Source organism: Micromonospora sp. WMMD730 (genome assembly GCF_049178955.1).
Classification (GTDB): domain Bacteria; phylum Actinomycetota; class Actinomycetes; order Mycobacteriales; family Micromonosporaceae; genus Micromonospora; species Micromonospora wenchangensis.
Map to the genome: position 1 here is coordinate 3,154,163 of NZ_JBMHML010000002.1, position 17,111 is coordinate 3,171,273.

Here is a 17,111-nt window from a genome sequence, read left to right on the forward strand (position 1 = left end):
GCATACGTGGTCCGCAACTCACCCTAGCCACTTCGAAAAAACTAGCTGCTACTGTGGTCGCAGCAATCGTCGATCCGACCGGAGGACACCATGACCGACGTACTGCCCGGCCACCTCATCACCCTCGACCCGCAGGCCCAGGCCCAACTGTTCACCGAAGCCCGCACCGCCAACACCTTCACCGACACCCCCGTCAGCGACGAACAACTCCGCGCCATCTTCGACCTCGTCAAGTACCCACCCACCGCCATGAACGTCCAACCCCTGCGCGTCCTGTTCGTCCGCCCCGGCGACGGCCGCGACCGCCTCCTCACCCACGTCGCCGAAGGCAACCGCGCCAAGACCGCCACCGCCCCCGTCGTCGCCGTCCTCGCCGCCGACACCGACTTCCACGAGCACCTCGACACCGTCTTCCCCATCCGCCCCGGCATGCGCGAGCACTTCGCCGCCGACCCCGCCACCCGCGACGGCATGGCCCGCTTCAACGCCGGCCTCCAGGTCGGCTACTTCCTGCTCGCCGTCCGCGCCGCCGGCCTCGCCGCCGGACCCATGGGCGGATTCGACGCCACCGGCGTCGACAACGAATTCTTCACCGACACCGCCTGGAAGTCCCTGCTCCTGGTCAACATCGGCCACCCCGGCCCCGACGCCTGGCACCCCCGGCTGCCCCGCCTCGACTACGACACCGTCGTCCGGCACGCCTGACCCACCGACACCCCGCACCGACCCCGGCTGGCCGGCCGAGCGCCACCACGCGCTCAGCCGGCCAGCCACTGGTCGTACCCCAACTTCGCCACCAACGCCAACACCACCACCAGCAACACCACCCGCACGAACCCCGCACCCCGACGCAACGCCATCCGCGCCCCCACCGCCGCCCCCGCCACGTTGCACACCGCCATCGCCAACCCCAACCACCACCACACATGCCCGGTCGCCGCGAACACCACCAACGCCCCCAGATTCGTCCCCGCGTTCACCACCTTCGCCATCGCCGACCCGTGCAGAAAATCCGCCCCCACCAACGCCGTGAACGCCACCACCAGAAACGTCCCCGTACCCGGCCCGATCAACCCGTCATACAGGGCCACACCCACCCCCGCCACCACCACCGCAGCCACCACCCGCCACCGCGTCCGCCGCGCCGGCACCGCCACCGTCCCCAACCGCGGCCGCAACACCACGAACAACGCCACCACCACCAACACCACCAACACCACCGGCCGGTACGCCCCCGCCGGCACCGAACCCGCCAACACCGCCCCCACCCCCGCACAACCCACCGCCAACACCCCCGCCGGACCCGCCACCCCCCAGTCCACCCGCGTACGCCGCGCGAACGTCACCGCCGCCGTCGACGTACCCGCGATCGCCGCCAACTTGTTCGTCCCCAACGCCGTCGCCACCGGCACCCCCGGCGCCGCCACCAACAACGCCGGCAACAACAACAACCCACCCCCACCCACCACCGCATCAACCCACCCCGCCAGGGCAGCCGCAGTCAGCAGAGTCGTCAACGAGACAGGATCCACGGCCGGCCATTCTCCCCACCCCACCCGGCCACCCACCCACCCGAGTGGCCCACCTCACCGCCCACGCCGCCGCCGCAACCACACCCCCACCACACCCACCGCCACGAACACCAGCACCGAACAACACAGCAACTTGATCATCCAGCAACTCTCCCACGCCACGTAGGGTGCACACGTGCGCCTGGCCACCTTCAACCTGCTCCACGGCCGCTCCCTGACCGACGGACTCGTCGACCCCGACCGGCTCACCGCCGCCGTCCACGCCCTCGACGCCGACATCCTCGCCCTGCAGGAAGTCGACCGCGACCAGTCCCGCAGCGGCCACCACGACCTCACCACCATCGCCGCCCACGCCCTCGACGCCCCCGAACACCGCTTCGCCGCCGCCGTCGTCGGCACCCCCGGCGAACACTTCCGCCCCCTACGCCACGACGACGACGGCCACGGCGAACCCTGCTACGGCATCGGCCTGATCAGCCGCCACCGGGTCCGCAGCTGGCACGTCACCCGCCTCAAACCCGCACCCGTCCGCTCACCCCTCTACGCCCCCGGCCCCGGCGGCGGCCTCATCCTCCTGCGCGACGAACCCCGCGTCGTCCTCGCCGCCGTCCTCGACACCCCCCACGGCCCCCTCACCGCCGCCGCCACCCACCTGTCCTTCGTCCCCGGCTGGAACGCCTACCAACTCCGCCACGTCGTACGCGCCCTACGCGCCCTACCCGCCCCCCGCATCCTCCTCGGCGACCTCAACATCCCCGCCGGCCCCGCCCGCCTCCTCACCGGCTGGCAACCCCTCGCCCGCCACCCCACCTACCCCGCCACCGCACCCCGCGTGCAACTCGACCACATCCTCGCCGACCCCCACGACCGGCACCGACTACCCCCGGTCACCGCCACCGCCACCCCCCGCTCCACCATCTCCGACCACCGCCCCCTCATCGTCGACCTCGGCTGAACCCCGACCCGCAGCCCGCTGCGCCGCCCGCAACGCGTTACGGAACAACATCGCCACCGTCGTCGGACCCACCCCACCCACCCGCGGCGTGATCGCCCCCGCCACCCGCGCACACGACTCGTCCACATCCGGCAACAACCGACGACCCTCGTACCGCACCCCACCACCCACCACCACCGCACCCGGACGCACATGCTCCGGCCGCACGATCCCCGGCACCCCCGCCGCCGCCACCAGGATCTCCGCCCGCCGCGTGTACCGCGGCCAGTCCGCCACCCCCGTGTGCACCACCGTCACCGCCGCGTTCGCCGTCGGCCGCTTCTGCGCCAACAACATCGCCAACGGACGCCCCAACGTCGCACCACGACCCAACACCACCACCTCCCGCCCCGCCACCGGCACCCCGTGGAACGCCAACAACGCCTCGATCCCCGCCGGCGTACACGGCAACGGCCCCGGCAACCCCAACGCCAACCGGCCCATGTTCACCGGATGCATCCCGTCCACGTCCGAATCCGGATCCAACACCTCCAACGCCCGGTCGTAATCCAGATGCCCCGGCACCGGATGCTGCACCAACACCGCGTGCACCCCGGCGTCGTCGTTGAAATCCCGCAACACCCGGTGCAGATCGGCCTGCGACGCCGACCCGGGCAACCGCACGTGCGGCGACGCGAACCCCAACTCCGCCGCCTGCCGCTGCTTTATCCGGATGTACCCGGCACTGGCGTCGTCGTCACCCACCAGTACCGTCGCCAACGCCGGCACCACCCCGGCCGCCCGCAACGCCGCCACCCCGTCGGCAACCTCGGCGAGAATCCGCTCCGCCACCGGCCCACCCGGCAACAACCGGGCCATACCAGGCGTGGGGGAGAGGGAAGAGGAAACAGACATGACTCACCTCGACCACGGGGGCCCAGGCGGTCGACCCCCGCGACGAGCTCCCCGATGGTTGACCCATCCCCGTGCCGCCAGTCGCGTCCACCCACACCATCCCACACCCACCCACACCCCGTACGCCCGCGCCACACGGGCCGTTCCCAGGTTCCGGCGAAACCCGACGCCGACAAACTGATCCGCCTCGGGAACGGCTACGTGTGCCACCCGAGGGTCGACGACCGCCCGAGCACACGGGTCCGACGGGCCGGCGCGGCCGTCACCGCGGGCTGCCGGGCGCGCAACATCCGTCGGACGTCGGGCCGCTGTCGGATATGACCGGGGTGCAGCAGGTGTGCCCGCGCCAAGCGTCGCGGCCTTCTCTGACGGCGACGGCGGCGATGACCAGCGCAGCGGCGGGGTCGGCCCACCACCAGCCGAACAGCGAGTTGACCGCCAGACCCACCAGCAGGACCGCGGACAGATAGGTGCACAGCAGCGTCTGCCTGGAGTCGGCCACCGCCGACGCCGACCCCAACTCCCGCCCGGCGCGGCGCTGCACCGCCGACAGCAGCGGCATCACCAGCAACGACAGCACGGCGAGCACCAGTCCCACGGTGGAATGCTCGGCCCGGTCGCCGCCGACCAGAGCCCGCACCGACTCGACGGTCACGTAGGCGGCCAGGGCGAAGAATGAGCCGGCGACGATCCGCAGCGCGGTTCGTTCGCGGCGTTCGTGGTCAGCGGCGGTGAACTGCCACGCCACCGCGGCGGCCGAGGACACCTCGATGACCGAGTCCAACCCGAACCCGACGAGCGCGGTGGAGTCGGCGAGGGTGCCGGCGGTGAGCGCGACGGCCGCCTCGATCACGTTGTAGGCGATGGTGGCCGCCACCAACAGGCGGACCCGGCGCACCAGCGACGCCCGCCGCGTCGGGCTCGGCTCGGCGCTCAGCAGCGGCAGCGGCCCGGTCATCAACAGCACCCGTCGGTGCCGGCGCAGGCGGCCGGGTCGACGGCGAGGACCAGGCCGAGCAGGTCACCCAGGGCGTGCGCGAGCCGGGCGTCGGCCAGTTCGTACCGGGTCCGTCGACCCTCGGGGACGGCGACGACCAAGCCGCAGCCGCGTAGGCAGGCCAGGTGGTTGGACAGGTTCTGCCGGCTGGTGCCGAGCAGATCGGCGAGCTCGGCCGGGTAGCCGGGGCGCTCGCGCAACGCGAGCAGCAGCCGGGCCCGCACCGGGTCGGACAGGGCATGGCCGAAGCGGGCAAGGACCTGACCGTGCGTCAGCATCTCCACACCACGACAGTACAGCAGTCGCTGTATTCAGCAAGCGGTGAACCGTCATGCTCGACAGCCGCCGCACCCCGGACCACCCCACCCTCAGCCCGGACGCCCTCCTGACACCAACCCCACCAACACCCGGTTCGTCCGGTTCGACCGCACCGCCGCCCGCTGCTGACCCGCCGTCACCTCGATGTACGTCTGCGACGACGCCAACGACGCATGCCCCAACAGCCGCATGATCTCCGCCGCCCCCGCCCCGTCCTCGGCCAACCGGGTCGCGAACGTGTGCCGCAACGCGTGCAACCGGGCCCCCGCCGGCACCCGGTCGGTGATCCCCGCCCGCCGGTAACAGGAATCCACCAGATACTGCAACCCGCCCCGACGCAGCGGCTCACCCCGCCGATCCACGAACAACACCCCGTCCGGTCGTACGCTGCGCGCCCCGAACCGCCGCCGCCGACTGTCTAGGTAGGCCGCCACCACCTCGTCCAACTCCGGCTCCACCGGCACCACCCTCGGCCGGCCACCCTTGCCGGCCACCGCCACCCGCCGCTCACCGGCCCGCCCCGACACCGACGACACCCGCAACGCCAACAACTCCGCCAGGCGCAGCCCCGCGCACAACGCCAGCGCCAGCACCGCGACGTCCCGCTCCGGCCACGGATCACGCTGCCGCGCGTCCTCCCGCGACACCGACGCCAGCAGCACCTCCGGGGTGTCCTCGCCCCGCAACGGCTTGGGCTGGGGGAGCGGGTTGCGGGGACGCCCCACCGCGGGCATCGGGTTGCCCGCCACCACCTGCTCGGCCACCAGGAACGAGAAGAACCCGTTCCAGCTCGACCAGGCCCGGTGCACCGACGCTGCCGCCCGGGGCGCGGCGAACCGGGCGAACGCCGCCCGCATCAGCCGGGGGGAGAGGGCGGAGATCGTCAGCTCGTGGGGGGACAGGGGAGGGCTGCACTCCTCGCCGGCCAGCGCCGCGACGGCCAGCAGGTCCCGCCGGTACGCCTCCTGCGTGTGTGGGGAGGGCTTGCGGGTGGCCCGCGCGGTCAGGAACTCCTCGACGAGCCGTCCAACCGATTCGTCCTGTTTGTCATGCATAAGGGATATTATGCAGGTTTCTCGGGTTGTCGGGAACCCAGGGGAGGGGAGCGACATCAGGCTGCTCCGCACTGCATCCGGGCCGGGTTCCACCTGCCGACATCGCCTGCACCCTCGGCGGGCTGTCAGTGCGCCCGAGCGGGAGTCTCGCGGCTCGGCATCCGTCCGGGTGGTGGTGGAGCACCAGTCCGGAGTGCGCGCAGCGGGGCTGTGGGTCGCGTGACGCCCGGGACGCCGCAGTGGACCGGCGGACGTCTTGGGGCGCCGTCCGCCCCGGCAGACCACGCACACGAACCGACGTCCCACCGGCACACCGGCGGCTCGTCGGCTGCCTGACCCGCACAGGCGTCCCGTCGGATCCGGCGCGGCAGTGCGACCCGCTGTTGCGCGGTGGACACCACGCGGGTGCGAGAAGCGGTTGCGGCCCCGAAGGTGGGCACTCGCCATCCCGGGTGCCCGAAGGCCGGCAGGGGGCTTCTCTCCGGCTTAGCTTTACATAATGTGCATTATCGAACCTGGATCGGGACGGCGGTGGCAGCCGGTCGGCTCACCGGGACGACCGCTGGGCGCGGCACCGGTTTGCCCGCCGTAGGCGGCGGGGGCATGTGACGGGAGCACGTCACCGCGATGTTCCGGAGAGGAAGCACCGATGCTGTCCGCACTCGATCGTCGGCACACCGTCGCGCCGCCCGGGTACAGCCGCTGGCTGATCCCCCCGGCGGCGCTGGCGATCCACCTCTGCATCGGCCAGGTCTACGCGACCAGCGTCTACAAGAACTCCCTGATCGCGCACTTCGACGCGAGTCAGACGGCGATCGGGGTGATCTTCAGCATCGCGATCGTGATGCTGGGGTTGTCGGCGGCGGTCGCCGGCACCTGGGTCGAGGCGAACGGGCCGCGCAAGGCGATGTTCGTCTCGGCGTGTTTCTGGGCGGCCGGGTTCGGCGTCGGCGCGCTGGGCATCGCCACCGGGCAGCTGTGGCTGCTGTACGTCGGCTACGGGCTGCTGGGCGGGATCGGGTTGGGTATCGGCTACATCTCCCCCGTGTCCACGTTGATCAAGTGGTTCCCGGACCGGCCGGGGCTGGCCACCGGTCTGGCGATCATGGGTTTCGGTGGTGGGGCGATGGTGGCCTCTCCCCTGTCGCGTCAGCTGCTGTCGTTGTACGAACCCGGCGGACGCCGGATCGACGGCCTCGGGGCCGGCGCTGGTCTGGTTGTTCGTCACGTTGGGTGTCGGCTACTTCGTCATCATGATGTTCGGGGTGGTCAACGTGCGGGTGCCGGCGGCGCGCTGGCGGCCGGACGGGTTCGATCCGGCGGCGGTGGCGGCGAAGCCGCTGGTGACCACGGCAAATGTGTCGGCGGCGAACGCGGTGCGGACCCGGGCGTTCTGGCTGCTGTGGGTGGTGTTGTTCTGCAACGTGACCGCCGGGATCGGGATCCTGGAGCAGGCCAGCCCGATGATCCAGGACTTCTTCCGCGACGGGGGCGGCTCGGCGGTGTCGGTGGCTGCGGCGGGCGGGTTCGTGGGCCTGTTGTCGTTGTTCAACATGGCCGGTCGGTTCGTCTGGTCCTCGACGTCGGACTTGCTCGGCCGTAAGCCGATCTACCTGGTGTACCTGGGTGTGGGGATGGTGCTGTACGCGGCGCTGGCCCTGGTCGGGCAGATGGCGACGGCGCTGTTCGTGCTGCTGGCCTGCGTCATCCTGTCGTTCTACGGCGGTGGGTTCGCGACCGTTCCGGCGTACCTGCGGGACCTGTTCGGCACGGTCGAGGTGGGGGCGATCCACGGCCGGTTGCTGACCGCGTGGTCGGCGGCGGGGGTGGCCGGGCCGTTGATCGTCAACGCGTTCTTGGACGCGCAGGGTGAGCCGGGGACGTTGACGGCGTCGGCGTACCGGCCGGCGTTGTTCACGATGGTCGGGGTGCTGGCGGTGGGATTCGTGGCGAACCTGCTGGTGCGTCCGGTGCCGCAGCGGTACCACGAGCCGCCCGGTGGGCGGGACACGGATGTGGTGACGACGCAGAAAGGTGGCGCGCGATGAACGAGGACGGTCCCCGGGGGCAGCGGGTCCGGTTGTGGGTTTCCTGGTCGGTGGTGTCGGTGCTGCTGGGTTACGGGGTGGTGCAGACGGTGCTGACGGCGGCGAAGCTGTTCACCGGTTGACCGGCGGTCGGCGGCCCGGAGGCGTCTGTTCCCGGGCCGCCGGTCAGAGGCCGCCGGCGACGCGCAGCACCGCGCCGGTGGTGTAGGTGGCGTCGGGGCCGAGGAGCCAGGCGACGGCGCCGGCGACCTCGTCGGGTTCACCGGCGCGGCCGAGCGGGATGCGGCCGGCTGCGGTGTCGGGACGGTCGGGTGCGCCGGAGGCGGCATGGATGTCGGTGCGGATGATGCCGGGGGCGACGGCGTTGACCCGGATGCCGCGGGGGGCGAGTTCCTTGGCCAGGCCGATGGTGAGGGTGTCGGTGGCGGCTTTGACGGCGGCGTAGTGGACGTACTCCCCCGGGCTGCCGAGGGTGGCGGCGGAGGAGGAGATGTTGACGATGGCGCCGCCGTGGGTGAGGCGGCGGGCGGCCTGTTGGGCGCAGAGGACGTACCCGATGAGGTTGATGTCGACGACCCGGCGCAGGTCGTCGGGGCGCAGGTCGGTGAAGGGGCCGATGGGGCTGGTGACGCCGGCGTTGTTGACCAGGGCGGTGAGCGGGCCGAGGTCGGCGGCGGCGGTGAAGAGGCGGTCGATGTGGGTGGGGTCGGTGGTGTCGGCGGGGACGGCGACGGCCTTGCCGCCGAGGCGGTGGATGTCGGCGAGGACGGTGGCGGCGGCGCGGTGGTCGCGGTGGTAGCCGATGGCGAGGTGGTGGCCTTCGGCGGCGAGTCGTCGGGCGGTGGCGGCGCCGATGCCTCGGCTGCCGCCGGTGATGACGGTGACCGTGGTCATTGTCCCTGCTCCCCTGCCGGTCCGGTGTGCGGTGGTGTGACGGTACCGTCCGCGCCGGTGTGGTGGGCAGGGTGTGGGTGCTCACGTGGCGCGGTGGCGCGGCGGTGGGTGGGGTGATCGCTTACGCTCACCGCGTTTCGGACGGATCAGATCGGTGGAGGTGTGTAGTGGGTGTGAGTGTCGGTGATCTGGTGGAGGATTTCGTGTTGCCGGATCAGACGGGTGCGCCGCGGCGGTTGTCGGAGTTGTTGGCGGCGGGGCCGGTGGTGTTGTTCTTCTATCCGGCGGCGATGACGCGTGGGTGTACGGCGGAGAGTTGTCACTTCCGGGATCTGGCGGCGGAGTTCGCGGCGGTGGGGGCGCAGCGGGTGGGGATCAGTCGGGATGCGGTGGAGAAGCAGGCGGAGTTCTCCCGGATGCACGGGTTCGACTATCCGTTGTTGTCGGATGTCGACGGTGTGGTGGCGCAGGCGTTCGGGGTGCGGCGGCGGTTGCCGTTGGGGCCGTTGAGCACGCGGCGGATGACGTTCGTGATCGGTCAGGACCGGCGGGTGCTGGCGGTGGTGCACAGCGAGTTGGGGATGAACGAGCACGCGGACGAGGCGTTGCGGGTGCTGGGGGGCTGATCCTCCGGTTGTCGTGGTGGGCTGGTATCAAGGCAGGATCAGACACGTGTACGAAAGAGGGTTGTGATGGCGGGCCAGGGTTTGTCCGATGACGAGGTGCGGGGTATCCGGGAGGCGTTGGCGGCGGGGCGGAAGCCGAAGGTGGTGTTCACCGCGTCGGCGGGGCAGATCGCCGGGCAGGTGGGTCAGGTGGTGGAGGTGACCGATCCGGCGGTGTCGGACGAGTTCGTGGTGGTGCGGTTCGGTCGCGACGAGTTGCCCTTCTCCCCCGCCGATCTGGCGGTGGCGCCGCGGGGTGCGGGTCGTCGGGTGGTGGAGGTGAAGTCGGAGCCGGTGGTGGAGCAGGTGGAGCCGACGGCGAAGGCGGAGCCGGAGTTCGTGTTGGACACGCCCCGGGTGCCGGTGCAGAGGCGGGAGGAGCCGAAGGTGGAGCAGCAGTCCGTGCCGGTGGAGAAGCCGGCGGCGCGGCGGCCGGCGAAGGTGGCGAAGCCGAAGGGGCCGGCGGGTTTGACGGTGACGTTGGCGTATGCCGATGGTGAGTGGACGGTGGCGGCGCAGCAGGGGGCGAAGGCGTTGGCGAAGCCGTACGTGGTGAAGCCTGCGGAGGCGTTGCGGATGGTGGCGTTGGTGGATGTGCCGGGGGTGCAGGAGGCGGTGGAGCAGATCCTGTCGGCGGAGCGGTCGGAGGCGGAGCAGCAGGCGGAGAAGTTGCGGGCGGAGTTGGCGGAGATCGAGGCGCGGTTGGCGGAGTTGCGCGAGGCGCGGTGAGGTGGGGCCGGTGACGGCTGTGGTGGGGGCTGGTCGGGGGCAGCCGATGCGGAGGCCCCCGGCCGGGGTGGGTCAGAAGTAGTCGCCGAGTTGGGCGGGGCCGGGGGCGGCGAGTAGGTCGAGTGGGGTGGGGTCGGTGCCGGCGGGGTGGTGCAGCAGGCCGGCCTGGGCGACGGTGCGGGCGGTGGCGGCGCCGGTGTAGAGCAGGGCGAAGCCGCGGACGGTCAGGTGCAGGTCGGCGGGGGTGGTGGTGCGGCGCAGGTCGGCGTGGCCGTCGGTGATCTCCAGGTGCCAGGTGCCGGTGTTCCAGTCGGCGAGGGGGTCGTCGAGGGTGAAGGTGGCGGTGCCGTGCAGGTGTGGTGGCCAGCCCCGGTCGCGGATGGCGCGGGTGACGTCGACGGGGCGGTGCATCCAGGTGTCCTGTTCGTTTTCGCGGGCCTTCTCCACGGGCAGGTGGGGGGTGAGGGGGTCGCCGGGGAGGAGGGTGAGGCGCAGGGTGGGGGCGACGCTGTGCCAGCTGGCGAGGATGCCGACGAGTTCGCGGGCGGCGTCGGCGGTGGTGGCGGCGAGGTCTTCGACGGTGATGGTGCCGTCGTCGCCGTAGTGGTTGCGGCGGTTCCAGCCGGCGTAGCCGACGAGGTGGCCGTGGTGTTCGACGAGGGTGAGGCCGTCGTAGGGCAGGGTGTTGTCGGTGGTGTGGCGGGTGCGGCGGTGTTCGTGCAGGGGGCCGCTGCGGGCGAGTAGGCCGCGGCGGTGGCGGATGGTGTGGGTGTGCAGTTCGTCGACGGCGGTGAGGTCGGCGGCGGTGCCGGGGCGGACGGTGAGGTGTGGGCTGGGGTGGTGGCGGGTGAGCAGGGCGGTGGGGAGGTTGACGGTGCGTAGGGTGCCGGCGGTTTCCCAGCCGCAGGCCCGGTAGGGGGCGGCGACGGTGGGGAACAGCGCGCTGACGGCGGCGTCCCGGTCGTGTGCGCCGCGCAGGAGGGTGGTGAGCAGGGTGCGGGCGACGCCGCGGCCGCGGGCTTCGGGGGCGACGGCGACGCTGGCGATGTCGGCGGCGGCGATGGTGCGGCCGTCCCACCACTGGTGGTGGTGCAGGTCGACGGCTTTGCCGATGAGGCGGCCGGTGTGGTCGAACGCGCCGTAGCGGGTGGTGCCGGGGGTGGTGGTGGGTGGTGGTGCGGGTTGCGGGTCGGAGCCGAAGGCGGTGCGGCCGAGGTGCCAGGCGGCGGTGGTGTCGTCGTCGGTGAGTTCCCGGACGTGGGGGTCGTGCGGCATGCGGCGACGATAGCGGTGGGTGGGCTGGTCGGCGACGGGTTTGTGGTGGACGCGTTGCGGGGCCGGTGCGACCCCCTCGCTCCGGCCCCGCGTCCCCGCGCCCCTCGCGCGTCTTTCAGTGTTGCGGGATGTTCTGTACCCCGATTCGCTTGCGGAACACCCAGTAGGTCCAACTTTGGTAGGCGAGGACGATCGGGGTGAAGACGACGGCGACCCAGGTCATGATTTTCAGGGTGTAGGGGGTGGAGGCGGCGTTGGTGGCGGTGAGGGTGCCGGCGGGGTCGCCGGTGGAGGGCATGACGTTGGGGAACAGGGCGGTGAAGAGGGTGGCGACGGCGAGGGCGATGGCCAGGGCGGTGCCGGTGAAGGCCCAGCCTTCGCGGCGTACGCGGGCGGCGGCGAGTGCGCCGAGTAGGGCGAGTGCGGCGCCGGCGGCGAGGACGATGGCGGCGGGGTTGGCGCGGATGGTGAGGGTCCAGGTGAGGAAGGCGACGGCGACGACGGCGGTGCCGACGCCGAGGGTGACGGCGAGGGTGCCGGCGCGGTGGCGGATGTCGCCGGTGGTCTTGAGGGCGAGGAAGACCGCGCCGTGGGTGAGGAAGAGGCCGAGGGTGGTCAGGCCGCCGAGTAGGGCGTAGGGGTTGAGCAGGTCGATCAGGCTGCCGACGTGTTCGTGGTCGGCGTCGAGGGGTACGCCGCGGAAGATGTTGGCGAAGGCGACGCCCCAGAGGAGGGCGGGGATGGCGGAGCCCCAGAAGATGGCGTGGTCCCAGCGGCGTTTCCAGGAGGCTTCGGGGCGCTTGTGGCGGTATTCGAAGGCGACGCCGCGGGCGATGAGGGCGAGCAGGATGAGCAGTAGGGGCAGGTAGAAGCCGGAGAAGAGGGTGGCGTACCACTCGGGGAAGGCGGCGAACATGGCGCCGCCTGCGGTGATGAGCCAGACCTCGTTGCCGTCCCAGACGGGGCCGATGGTGTTGATGAGGACGCGGCGTTGCCGGTCGTCGCGGCCGAGGACGGGCAGGAGCATGCCGACGCCGAAGTCGAAGCCTTCGAGGATGAAGTAGCCGGTGAAGAGCACGGCGACGAGGAGAAACCAGATGGTGGTCAGTTCCACGGTGGGGCTCCGGGTCAGTAGGCGAAGGCGAGCGGGCGCTCGGCGTCGTCGGTGTCGTCGGGGGTGGGGGTGACGTCGGGTACGCCGGCGCGGGCGTAGCGCAGGAGGAGTTTGAATTCGATGACGGCGAGGGTGGCGTAGATGAGGGTGAAGGCGGTGAAGGAGGTGAGGACTTCGGTGAGGGAGACGCTGCGGGAGACGCCGTCGCGGGTGAGCATCTCGCCGAAGACGATCCAGGGTTGGCGGCCCATCTCGGTGAAGATCCAGCCGAAGGAGTTCGCGAGCAGTGGGAGCACGGGCATGATCAGGCCGGCGCGCAGCAGCCACCTGTTGGTGGGGGTGCGGCCCTTGCGTTGGCTCCAGAGGATGAGCAGGGCGATGGCGGCGGCGGCGAGTCCGAAGCCGATCATGAAGCGGAAGCTCCAGTAGGTGACCGGGATGATCGGGGTGTAGCTGCCGGGGCCGTACTGGCTGGCGTACTGGGCCTGGAGGTCGTTGATGCCGTGGACGGTGCCGTTGGGGTCGCCGGTGCCGAGGTAGGACAGCAGGTAGGGGATCTTGAGGGCGAAGATCTCGCGGTTGCCGTCGAGGCTGCCGACGGTGAGTACGGAGAACGAGGCGGGGCTTTCGGTGGTGTAGAGGCCTTCGGCGGCGGCCATCTTCATGGGCTGCACCTGGGTCATGATCTTGCCTTGGATGTCGCCGGTGAGGACGACGAGGGTGGCGGAGATGAGGACGACCCAGGCGCCGAAGCGGGTGGCGTGGCGGTAGGCGTCGGTGTCGGGGTTGTCGCGGCGGCGCATGAGGTGCCAGAGGCCGACGGTGGTGACGAGGGCGCCGGCGACGAGGAAGGCGCCGGCGAGGGTGTGCGGGAAGGTGATCAGGGCGACCTTGTTGGTGAGGACGGCGACGAAGTCGGTGAGTTCGGCGCGTCCGGTGTCGGGGTTGAAGCGGTAGCCGACGGGGTTCTGCATGAACGAGTTGGCGGCGAGGATGAAGTAGGCGGACAGGTTGGTGCCGATGGCGGCGGCCCAGATGCTGGCGAGGTGCAGGCGTGGGGGTAGCCGGTCCCAGCCGAAGATCCACAGGCCGATGAAGGTGGATTCGAGGAAGAAGGCGACGAGGGCCTCGATGGCCAGGGGTGCGCCGAAGATGTCGCCGACGAAGCGGGAGTAGTCGGACCAGTTCATGCCGAACTGGAATTCCTGCACGATGCCCGTGACGACGCCCATGGCGAAGTTGATCAGGAAGAGTTTGCCGTAGAACTTGGTGAGTTTGAGGTATTTCTCGTCGCCGGTGCGGTGCCAGCGGGTCTGGAGGATGGCGACCAGGACGGACAGTCCGATGGTCAGTGGTACGAAGAGAAAGTGGTAGACGGTGGTGACACCGAACTGCCAGCGGGCGACGTCCAACGCGTCCACCGGGATCCCCCTGCCATTGATACTACGAGACGTAGTAGATACTACCGCGCGTCGTAGGTTGTCGGGCAGGGTCGGGGGTCCCGACCCGACCCGGGACCAATGACCCTGATCACCACAGGCCGCACGACCCGGCTTCCGGTCCTCCCCCACGCCCGTGCGACCATCGGCGACTGATGGACACCCCGCGCCCCGGCTGGCAGCCACCCCTGTTCTGGCGTGCCGCCCAACTGCTCGCCCGGCTGGTCGTCGCCCTGTTCGCCCGCCTGGAGGTCAGCGGGGACGTCCCCGCGCACCTGCGCCGGGGGCCGCTGATCCTGGCCGCCAACCACATCAGCCCCTTCGACCCCATCGTGCTGGGCGCCGCCTGCCGCGCCCGGGGCATGTCGCCCCGCTTCATGGCCACCGGTGGGCTGTTCCGCACCCCGGGCCTCGGCGCGCTGATGCGCCACGCCGGGCACCTGCGCGTCGACCGGGGCACCACCGGCGTACGCCGGGCACTCGACGACGCCGCCGCAGCGGTCACCGCCGGGTCGGTGGTGCTGGTCTACCCCGAGGGACGCATCGGGCTGGACCCCGGCATGTGGCCCGAACGCGGCAAGACCGGCACCGCCCGCCTCGCCATGGCCTGCGACGCCCCGGTGGTGCCCGTGGCCCAGTGGGGGTCGCACGAGGTGCTGCCCTACCGGGCGCCCCGGGGGATGCTGCGCGCGCTGGCCCGGACGCTGGTGCGCCGCCCGGTGATCCGGGTCCGCTTCGGCGCGCCCCTGCACCTCGGGGACCTCTCCCCCGACGCGCCCGGCGCGGCCCGCCGGGGCACCGACCGGATCATCGACGCGATCACCGACACCCTGGTGCCGCTGCGTCCCGACGAACCGGACGGACCCCGCCACGTCGACCCGGGGCGTCCCGTCGACACCAGCCGGGTCCACCGCCGCCCCACCTCGGCCTGACCCGCCGCCGGTCGGCCACCCGCCGGCCACCGGGGGCGGGCATACTGCGCTGCGTGTCGACCCGAGCCGGCTACCTGGACGCCCCCACCCCGCTGGCCTTCGCCCACCGCGGTGGCGCCGCCGACGGCGACGAGAACACCGTCGCCGCGTTCACCCGGGCCGTCGAGCTGGGCTACCGGTACGTGGAGACCGACGTGCACGCCACCGCCGACGGGGTGTGCGTGGTCTTCCACGACGCCACCCTGCGCCGGGTCACCGGGCAGCGGGGCCGCATCGCCGACCTGCGCTGGGCCGACCTGGCGACGGTGCGGGTCGGCGGCGCGGCGGTCGTGCCGCGGCTCGACGATGTGCTGGCCGGGTGGCCACAGGTCCGGTTCAACATCGACGTGAAGGCCGACGGTGGCGTCACCCCGGCGGTCGAGGCGGTGACCCGCGCCGGCGCGGCCGACCGGGTGCTGCTGGCGTCGTTCAGCGACGCCCGGCTGGCCCGGCTGCGCGCGGCCACCGGCGGCCGGGTCGCCACCGGCCTGGGCATGCGCGGGGTGGCCCGGCTGTGGCTGGCGTCGCGGCACGGCCGGCCGCTGCGGCTGCCGCCGTCGGTGGTGGCCGCGCAGGTGCCGCCCCGCTGGGCCGGGGTGCCGGTGGTCGACCGCCGGTTCCTGGCCTACTGCCGCCGGCTGGGGGTGCACGTGCACGTCTGGACGATCGACGAACCTGCCCGGATGCACGACTTACTGGATCGTGGTGTGGATGGCATCATGACCGATCACGTCGGCGTGCTGCGCGACGTCTACCGCAGCCGCGGCCTCTGGGCCGCCTGAGCCCCGAGGACCCCGATGGCCGACCCGGTCACCACCACCCCCACCGCCACCGGCACCCCGGCGGGCCTGCGCCGGGAGCGGCGCGGCTGGTACCTGTACGACTGGGCCAACTCGGCCTTCCAGACCACCGTCATCACGGTGTTCCTCGGCCCGTTCCTCACCACCGTCACCGAACTGGCCGCCGGCTGCGAACTCGGCGCGGACACCTGCGACGGGTACGTGCACCCGCTGGGCATCCGGGTCGCCGCCGGCTCCTACTACCCGTACCTGATCTCGCTGTCGGTGCTGTTGACCGTGTTCGTGCTGCCGGTGGTCGGGGCGATCGCCGACCGGACGGTGCACAAGAAGCGGCTGCTGGCCGGGGCGGCGTTCACCGGCGCCGGGGCGACCGTCGCGATGGCGTTGGTCACCGGCGAGCGGTACCTGCTCGGTGGGGCGTTGTTCCTGGTCGCCAACATCGCCTTCGGCGCGGCGGTGGTGGTGTACAACTCGTTCCTGCCGCAGCTGGCCGGCCCGGACGAACGCGACGCGGTGTCCAGCCGCGGCTGGGCCATCGGCTACCTCGGTGGTGGTCTGCTGCTGGCGTTGAACCTGGTGGCGGTGACCCTGCTCAGCGAGGACGACAACCCGCAGCGCACCCTGGACCTGGCCCGCTGGTCGATCGTGTCGGCCGGGGTGTGGTGGGCGGTGTTCACCCTGGTGCCGCTGCGGTGGCTGCGGGAGCACCCCACCGCCGAGGCGCTGCGCGGGGCGGGCCGCAACGTGGTCACCGACGGGTTCCGGCAGCTCGGCCGGACCCTGCGGGAGATCAAGGCGTACCCGTTGACGCTGTTCTTCCTGCTGGCGTTCCTGGTCTACAACGACGGCATCCAGACGGTGATCACCCTGGCCAGCCAGTACGGCACCGAGGAGCTGCGGCTGGGGCAGAGCACGCTGATCGTGACGATCCTGCTGGTGCAGTTCCTCGCCTTCGGCGGGGCGTTGGCGTTGGGGGCGTTGGCCCGGCGCATCGGGGCGTGGAAGACGGTGCTGCTGTCGCTGGTGCTGTGGACCGGGGTGATCATCGGGGCGTTCCGGTTGCCGGCCGAGGCGCCGCTGCCGTTCATGATCCTCGGTGGGGCGATCGGTCTGGTCCTCGGCGGCAGCCAGGCGTTGAGCCGGTCGCTGTTCAGCCAGCTCATCCCCGCCGGCAAGGAGGGCGAGTACTACGGGTTCTACGAGATCAGCGACAAGGGCACCAGTTGGCTCGGTCCGCTGGCGTTCGGCCTGGTCTTCCAGCTCACCTCCTCCTACCGGGTGGGTCTGGTCTCCCTGCTGATCTTCTTCGTGGTGGGGTTCGCGTTGCTGGCCGCCGTGCCGATCCGCCGGGCCATCGTCGCCGCCGGCAACACCCCGCCCCGGGTGCTCTGACCATCGGCCGAATCCACCCGCGCCGATGGGCTA

Annotated in this window: 17 protein-coding genes, 1 pseudogene and 1 riboswitch; of the genes and pseudogenes, 9 read left to right on the top strand and 9 right to left on the bottom strand. The window is 71.7% G+C overall.

Features of this window, described 5'->3' with window-relative positions:
• The first annotated feature begins 90 nt into the window (after positions 1-90).
• The gene (locus ACN265_RS13855; protein WP_357927667.1) at positions 91-705 is read left to right on the top strand and encodes a malonic semialdehyde reductase; all 615 of its coding nucleotides are present in this window, start codon (positions 91-93) and stop codon (positions 703-705) included.
• 53 nt (positions 706-758) lie between these two features.
• Here ACN265_RS13855 and ACN265_RS13860 read toward each other — a convergent pair whose 3' ends face one another.
• Positions 759-1,517 (bottom strand): sulfite exporter TauE/SafE family protein, encoded by a 759-nt coding sequence (locus ACN265_RS13860; protein WP_421407878.1) that lies wholly within the window; start codon positions 1,515-1,517, stop codon positions 759-761.
• A gap of 190 nt (positions 1,518-1,707) precedes the next feature.
• On the opposite strand from ACN265_RS13860, the gene ACN265_RS13865 reads away from it, so the two are divergent.
• Positions 1,708-2,487, top strand: a complete 780-nt coding sequence (locus ACN265_RS13865; protein ID WP_357927664.1) for an endonuclease/exonuclease/phosphatase family protein — start codon at positions 1,708-1,710, stop codon at positions 2,485-2,487.
• Here the strand turns inward: ACN265_RS13865 and ACN265_RS13870 are convergent.
• The 4 genes from ACN265_RS13870 to ACN265_RS13885 all read right to left on the bottom strand — a co-directional run bounded on the left by ACN265_RS13870 (position 2,410) and on the right by ACN265_RS13885 (position 5,751).
• A complete protein-coding gene (locus ACN265_RS13870) occupies positions 2,410-3,381 on the bottom strand; it encodes a bifunctional 5,10-methylenetetrahydrofolate dehydrogenase/5,10-methenyltetrahydrofolate cyclohydrolase (RefSeq protein WP_421407880.1) in 972 nt (323 codons plus the stop codon). The two genes, ACN265_RS13865 and ACN265_RS13870, sit on opposite strands and share 78 nt — an antisense overlap.
• Positions 3,382-3,394: 13 nt before the next feature.
• Positions 3,395-3,471: riboswitch (ZMP/ZTP riboswitch) on the bottom strand.
• A gap of 172 nt (positions 3,472-3,643) precedes the next feature.
• Positions 3,644-4,339: a cation transporter gene (locus ACN265_RS13875; RefSeq protein WP_421407882.1), complete on the bottom strand. Its 696-nt coding sequence runs from the start codon at positions 4,337-4,339 to the stop codon at positions 3,644-3,646.
• Entirely contained in the window at positions 4,339-4,656 is a 318-nt protein-coding gene (locus ACN265_RS13880; protein ID WP_204924619.1) for an ArsR/SmtB family transcription factor, read from the bottom strand. Before ACN265_RS13880 ends, ACN265_RS13875 begins: the two co-directional genes overlap by 1 nt.
• A gap of 90 nt (positions 4,657-4,746) precedes the next feature.
• Positions 4,747-5,751, bottom strand: coding sequence for a tyrosine-type recombinase/integrase (locus ACN265_RS13885; protein WP_420118600.1), 1,005 nt, complete (start codon positions 5,749-5,751; stop codon positions 4,747-4,749).
• A 649-nt stretch (positions 5,752-6,400) separates the two neighbouring features.
• Between ACN265_RS13885 and ACN265_RS13890 the strand changes: the two are divergent.
• A pseudogene (locus tag ACN265_RS13890) lies at positions 6,401-7,799 on the top strand (OFA family MFS transporter).
• Positions 7,796-7,921: an MFS transporter small subunit gene (locus ACN265_RS13895; protein WP_363653198.1), complete on the top strand. Its 126-nt coding sequence runs from the start codon at positions 7,796-7,798 to the stop codon at positions 7,919-7,921. The pseudogene ACN265_RS13890 and the gene ACN265_RS13895 overlap by 4 nt, the downstream one beginning before the upstream one ends.
• A gap of 43 nt (positions 7,922-7,964) precedes the next feature.
• Here ACN265_RS13895 and ACN265_RS13900 read toward each other — a convergent pair whose 3' ends face one another.
• Positions 7,965-8,693, bottom strand: coding sequence for an SDR family NAD(P)-dependent oxidoreductase (locus ACN265_RS13900; RefSeq protein ID WP_421407884.1), 729 nt, complete (start codon positions 8,691-8,693; stop codon positions 7,965-7,967).
• A gap of 173 nt (positions 8,694-8,866) precedes the next feature.
• Between ACN265_RS13900 and ACN265_RS13905 the strand changes: the two genes are divergently transcribed.
• Both ACN265_RS13905 and ACN265_RS13910 read left to right on the top strand, forming a co-directional pair.
• Positions 8,867-9,319: a peroxiredoxin gene (locus tag ACN265_RS13905; protein WP_204924189.1), complete on the top strand. Its 453-nt coding sequence runs from the start codon at positions 8,867-8,869 to the stop codon at positions 9,317-9,319.
• A gap of 66 nt (positions 9,320-9,385) precedes the next feature.
• A complete protein-coding gene (locus tag ACN265_RS13910) occupies positions 9,386-10,087 on the top strand; it encodes a hypothetical protein (RefSeq protein ID WP_204924190.1) in 702 nt (233 codons plus the stop codon).
• Positions 10,088-10,159: 72 nt separating this feature from the next.
• Here ACN265_RS13910 and ACN265_RS13915 read toward each other — a convergent pair whose 3' ends face one another.
• From ACN265_RS13915 to ACN265_RS13925, 3 genes are all read right to left on the bottom strand, one after another.
• Complete coding sequence (locus ACN265_RS13915; protein WP_421407887.1) at positions 10,160-11,362, bottom strand: GNAT family N-acetyltransferase; 1,203 nt, start codon at positions 11,360-11,362, stop codon at positions 10,160-10,162.
• Between the two features lie 115 nt (positions 11,363-11,477).
• Positions 11,478-12,476 (bottom strand): cytochrome d ubiquinol oxidase subunit II, encoded by a 999-nt coding sequence (gene cydB / locus ACN265_RS13920; protein ID WP_421407889.1) that lies wholly within the window; start codon positions 12,474-12,476, stop codon positions 11,478-11,480.
• A gap of 14 nt (positions 12,477-12,490) precedes the next feature.
• On the bottom strand, positions 12,491-13,897 hold the full coding sequence (locus tag ACN265_RS13925; RefSeq protein WP_421407890.1) for a cytochrome ubiquinol oxidase subunit I: 1,407 nt from the start codon (positions 13,895-13,897) through the stop codon (positions 12,491-12,493).
• 173 nt (positions 13,898-14,070) lie between these two features.
• Between ACN265_RS13925 and ACN265_RS13930 the strand changes: the two genes are divergently transcribed.
• Genes ACN265_RS13930 through ACN265_RS13940 form a run of 3 tightly spaced genes read left to right on the top strand, consistent with a single transcriptional unit; the run spans position 14,071 to position 17,078 of the window.
• Entirely contained in the window at positions 14,071-14,847 is a 777-nt protein-coding gene (locus ACN265_RS13930) for a lysophospholipid acyltransferase family protein (protein ID WP_204924194.1), read from the top strand.
• Between the two features lie 53 nt (positions 14,848-14,900).
• Positions 14,901-15,668 carry a glycerophosphodiester phosphodiesterase gene (locus tag ACN265_RS13935; RefSeq protein ID WP_421407892.1) on the top strand — a complete coding sequence of 256 codons (768 nt, stop codon included), beginning with the start codon at positions 14,901-14,903 and terminating at the stop codon, positions 15,666-15,668.
• 15 nt (positions 15,669-15,683) lie between these two features.
• Entirely contained in the window at positions 15,684-17,078 is a 1,395-nt protein-coding gene (locus ACN265_RS13940; RefSeq protein ID WP_420118607.1) for an MFS transporter, read from the top strand.
• The last annotated feature ends 33 nt before the right edge of the window (positions 17,079-17,111 follow it).

Bases quoted from the DNA above. Each gene is read 5' to 3' on its own strand.
- ACN265_RS13880 (WP_204924619.1), bottom strand. From the start codon at position 4,656: ATGCTGACGCACGGTCAGGTCCTTGCCCGCTTCGGCCATGCCCTGTCC.
- ACN265_RS13915 (WP_421407887.1), bottom strand. From the start codon at position 11,362: ATGCCGCACGACCCCCACGTCCGGGAACTCACCGACGACGACACCACC.
- ACN265_RS13910 (WP_204924190.1), top strand. From the start codon at position 9,386: ATGGCGGGCCAGGGTTTGTCCGATGACGAGGTGCGGGGTATCCGGGAG.
- ACN265_RS13930 (WP_204924194.1), top strand. From the start codon at position 14,071: ATGGACACCCCGCGCCCCGGCTGGCAGCCACCCCTGTTCTGGCGTGCC.
- ACN265_RS13900 (WP_421407884.1), bottom strand. From the start codon at position 8,693: ATGACCACGGTCACCGTCATCACCGGCGGCAGCCGAGGCATCGGCGCC.
- ACN265_RS13940 (WP_420118607.1), top strand. From the start codon at position 15,684: ATGGCCGACCCGGTCACCACCACCCCCACCGCCACCGGCACCCCGGCG.
- ACN265_RS13875 (WP_421407882.1), bottom strand. From the start codon at position 4,339: ATGACCGGGCCGCTGCCGCTGCTGAGCGCCGAGCCGAGCCCGACGCGG.
- ACN265_RS13855 (WP_357927667.1), top strand. From the start codon at position 91: ATGACCGACGTACTGCCCGGCCACCTCATCACCCTCGACCCGCAGGCC.
- ACN265_RS13895 (WP_363653198.1), top strand. From the start codon at position 7,796: ATGAACGAGGACGGTCCCCGGGGGCAGCGGGTCCGGTTGTGGGTTTCC.
- ACN265_RS13870 (WP_421407880.1), bottom strand. From the start codon at position 3,381: ATGTCTGTTTCCTCTTCCCTCTCCCCCACGCCTGGTATGGCCCGGTTG.
- ACN265_RS13885 (WP_420118600.1), bottom strand. From the start codon at position 5,751: ATGCATGACAAACAGGACGAATCGGTTGGACGGCTCGTCGAGGAGTTC.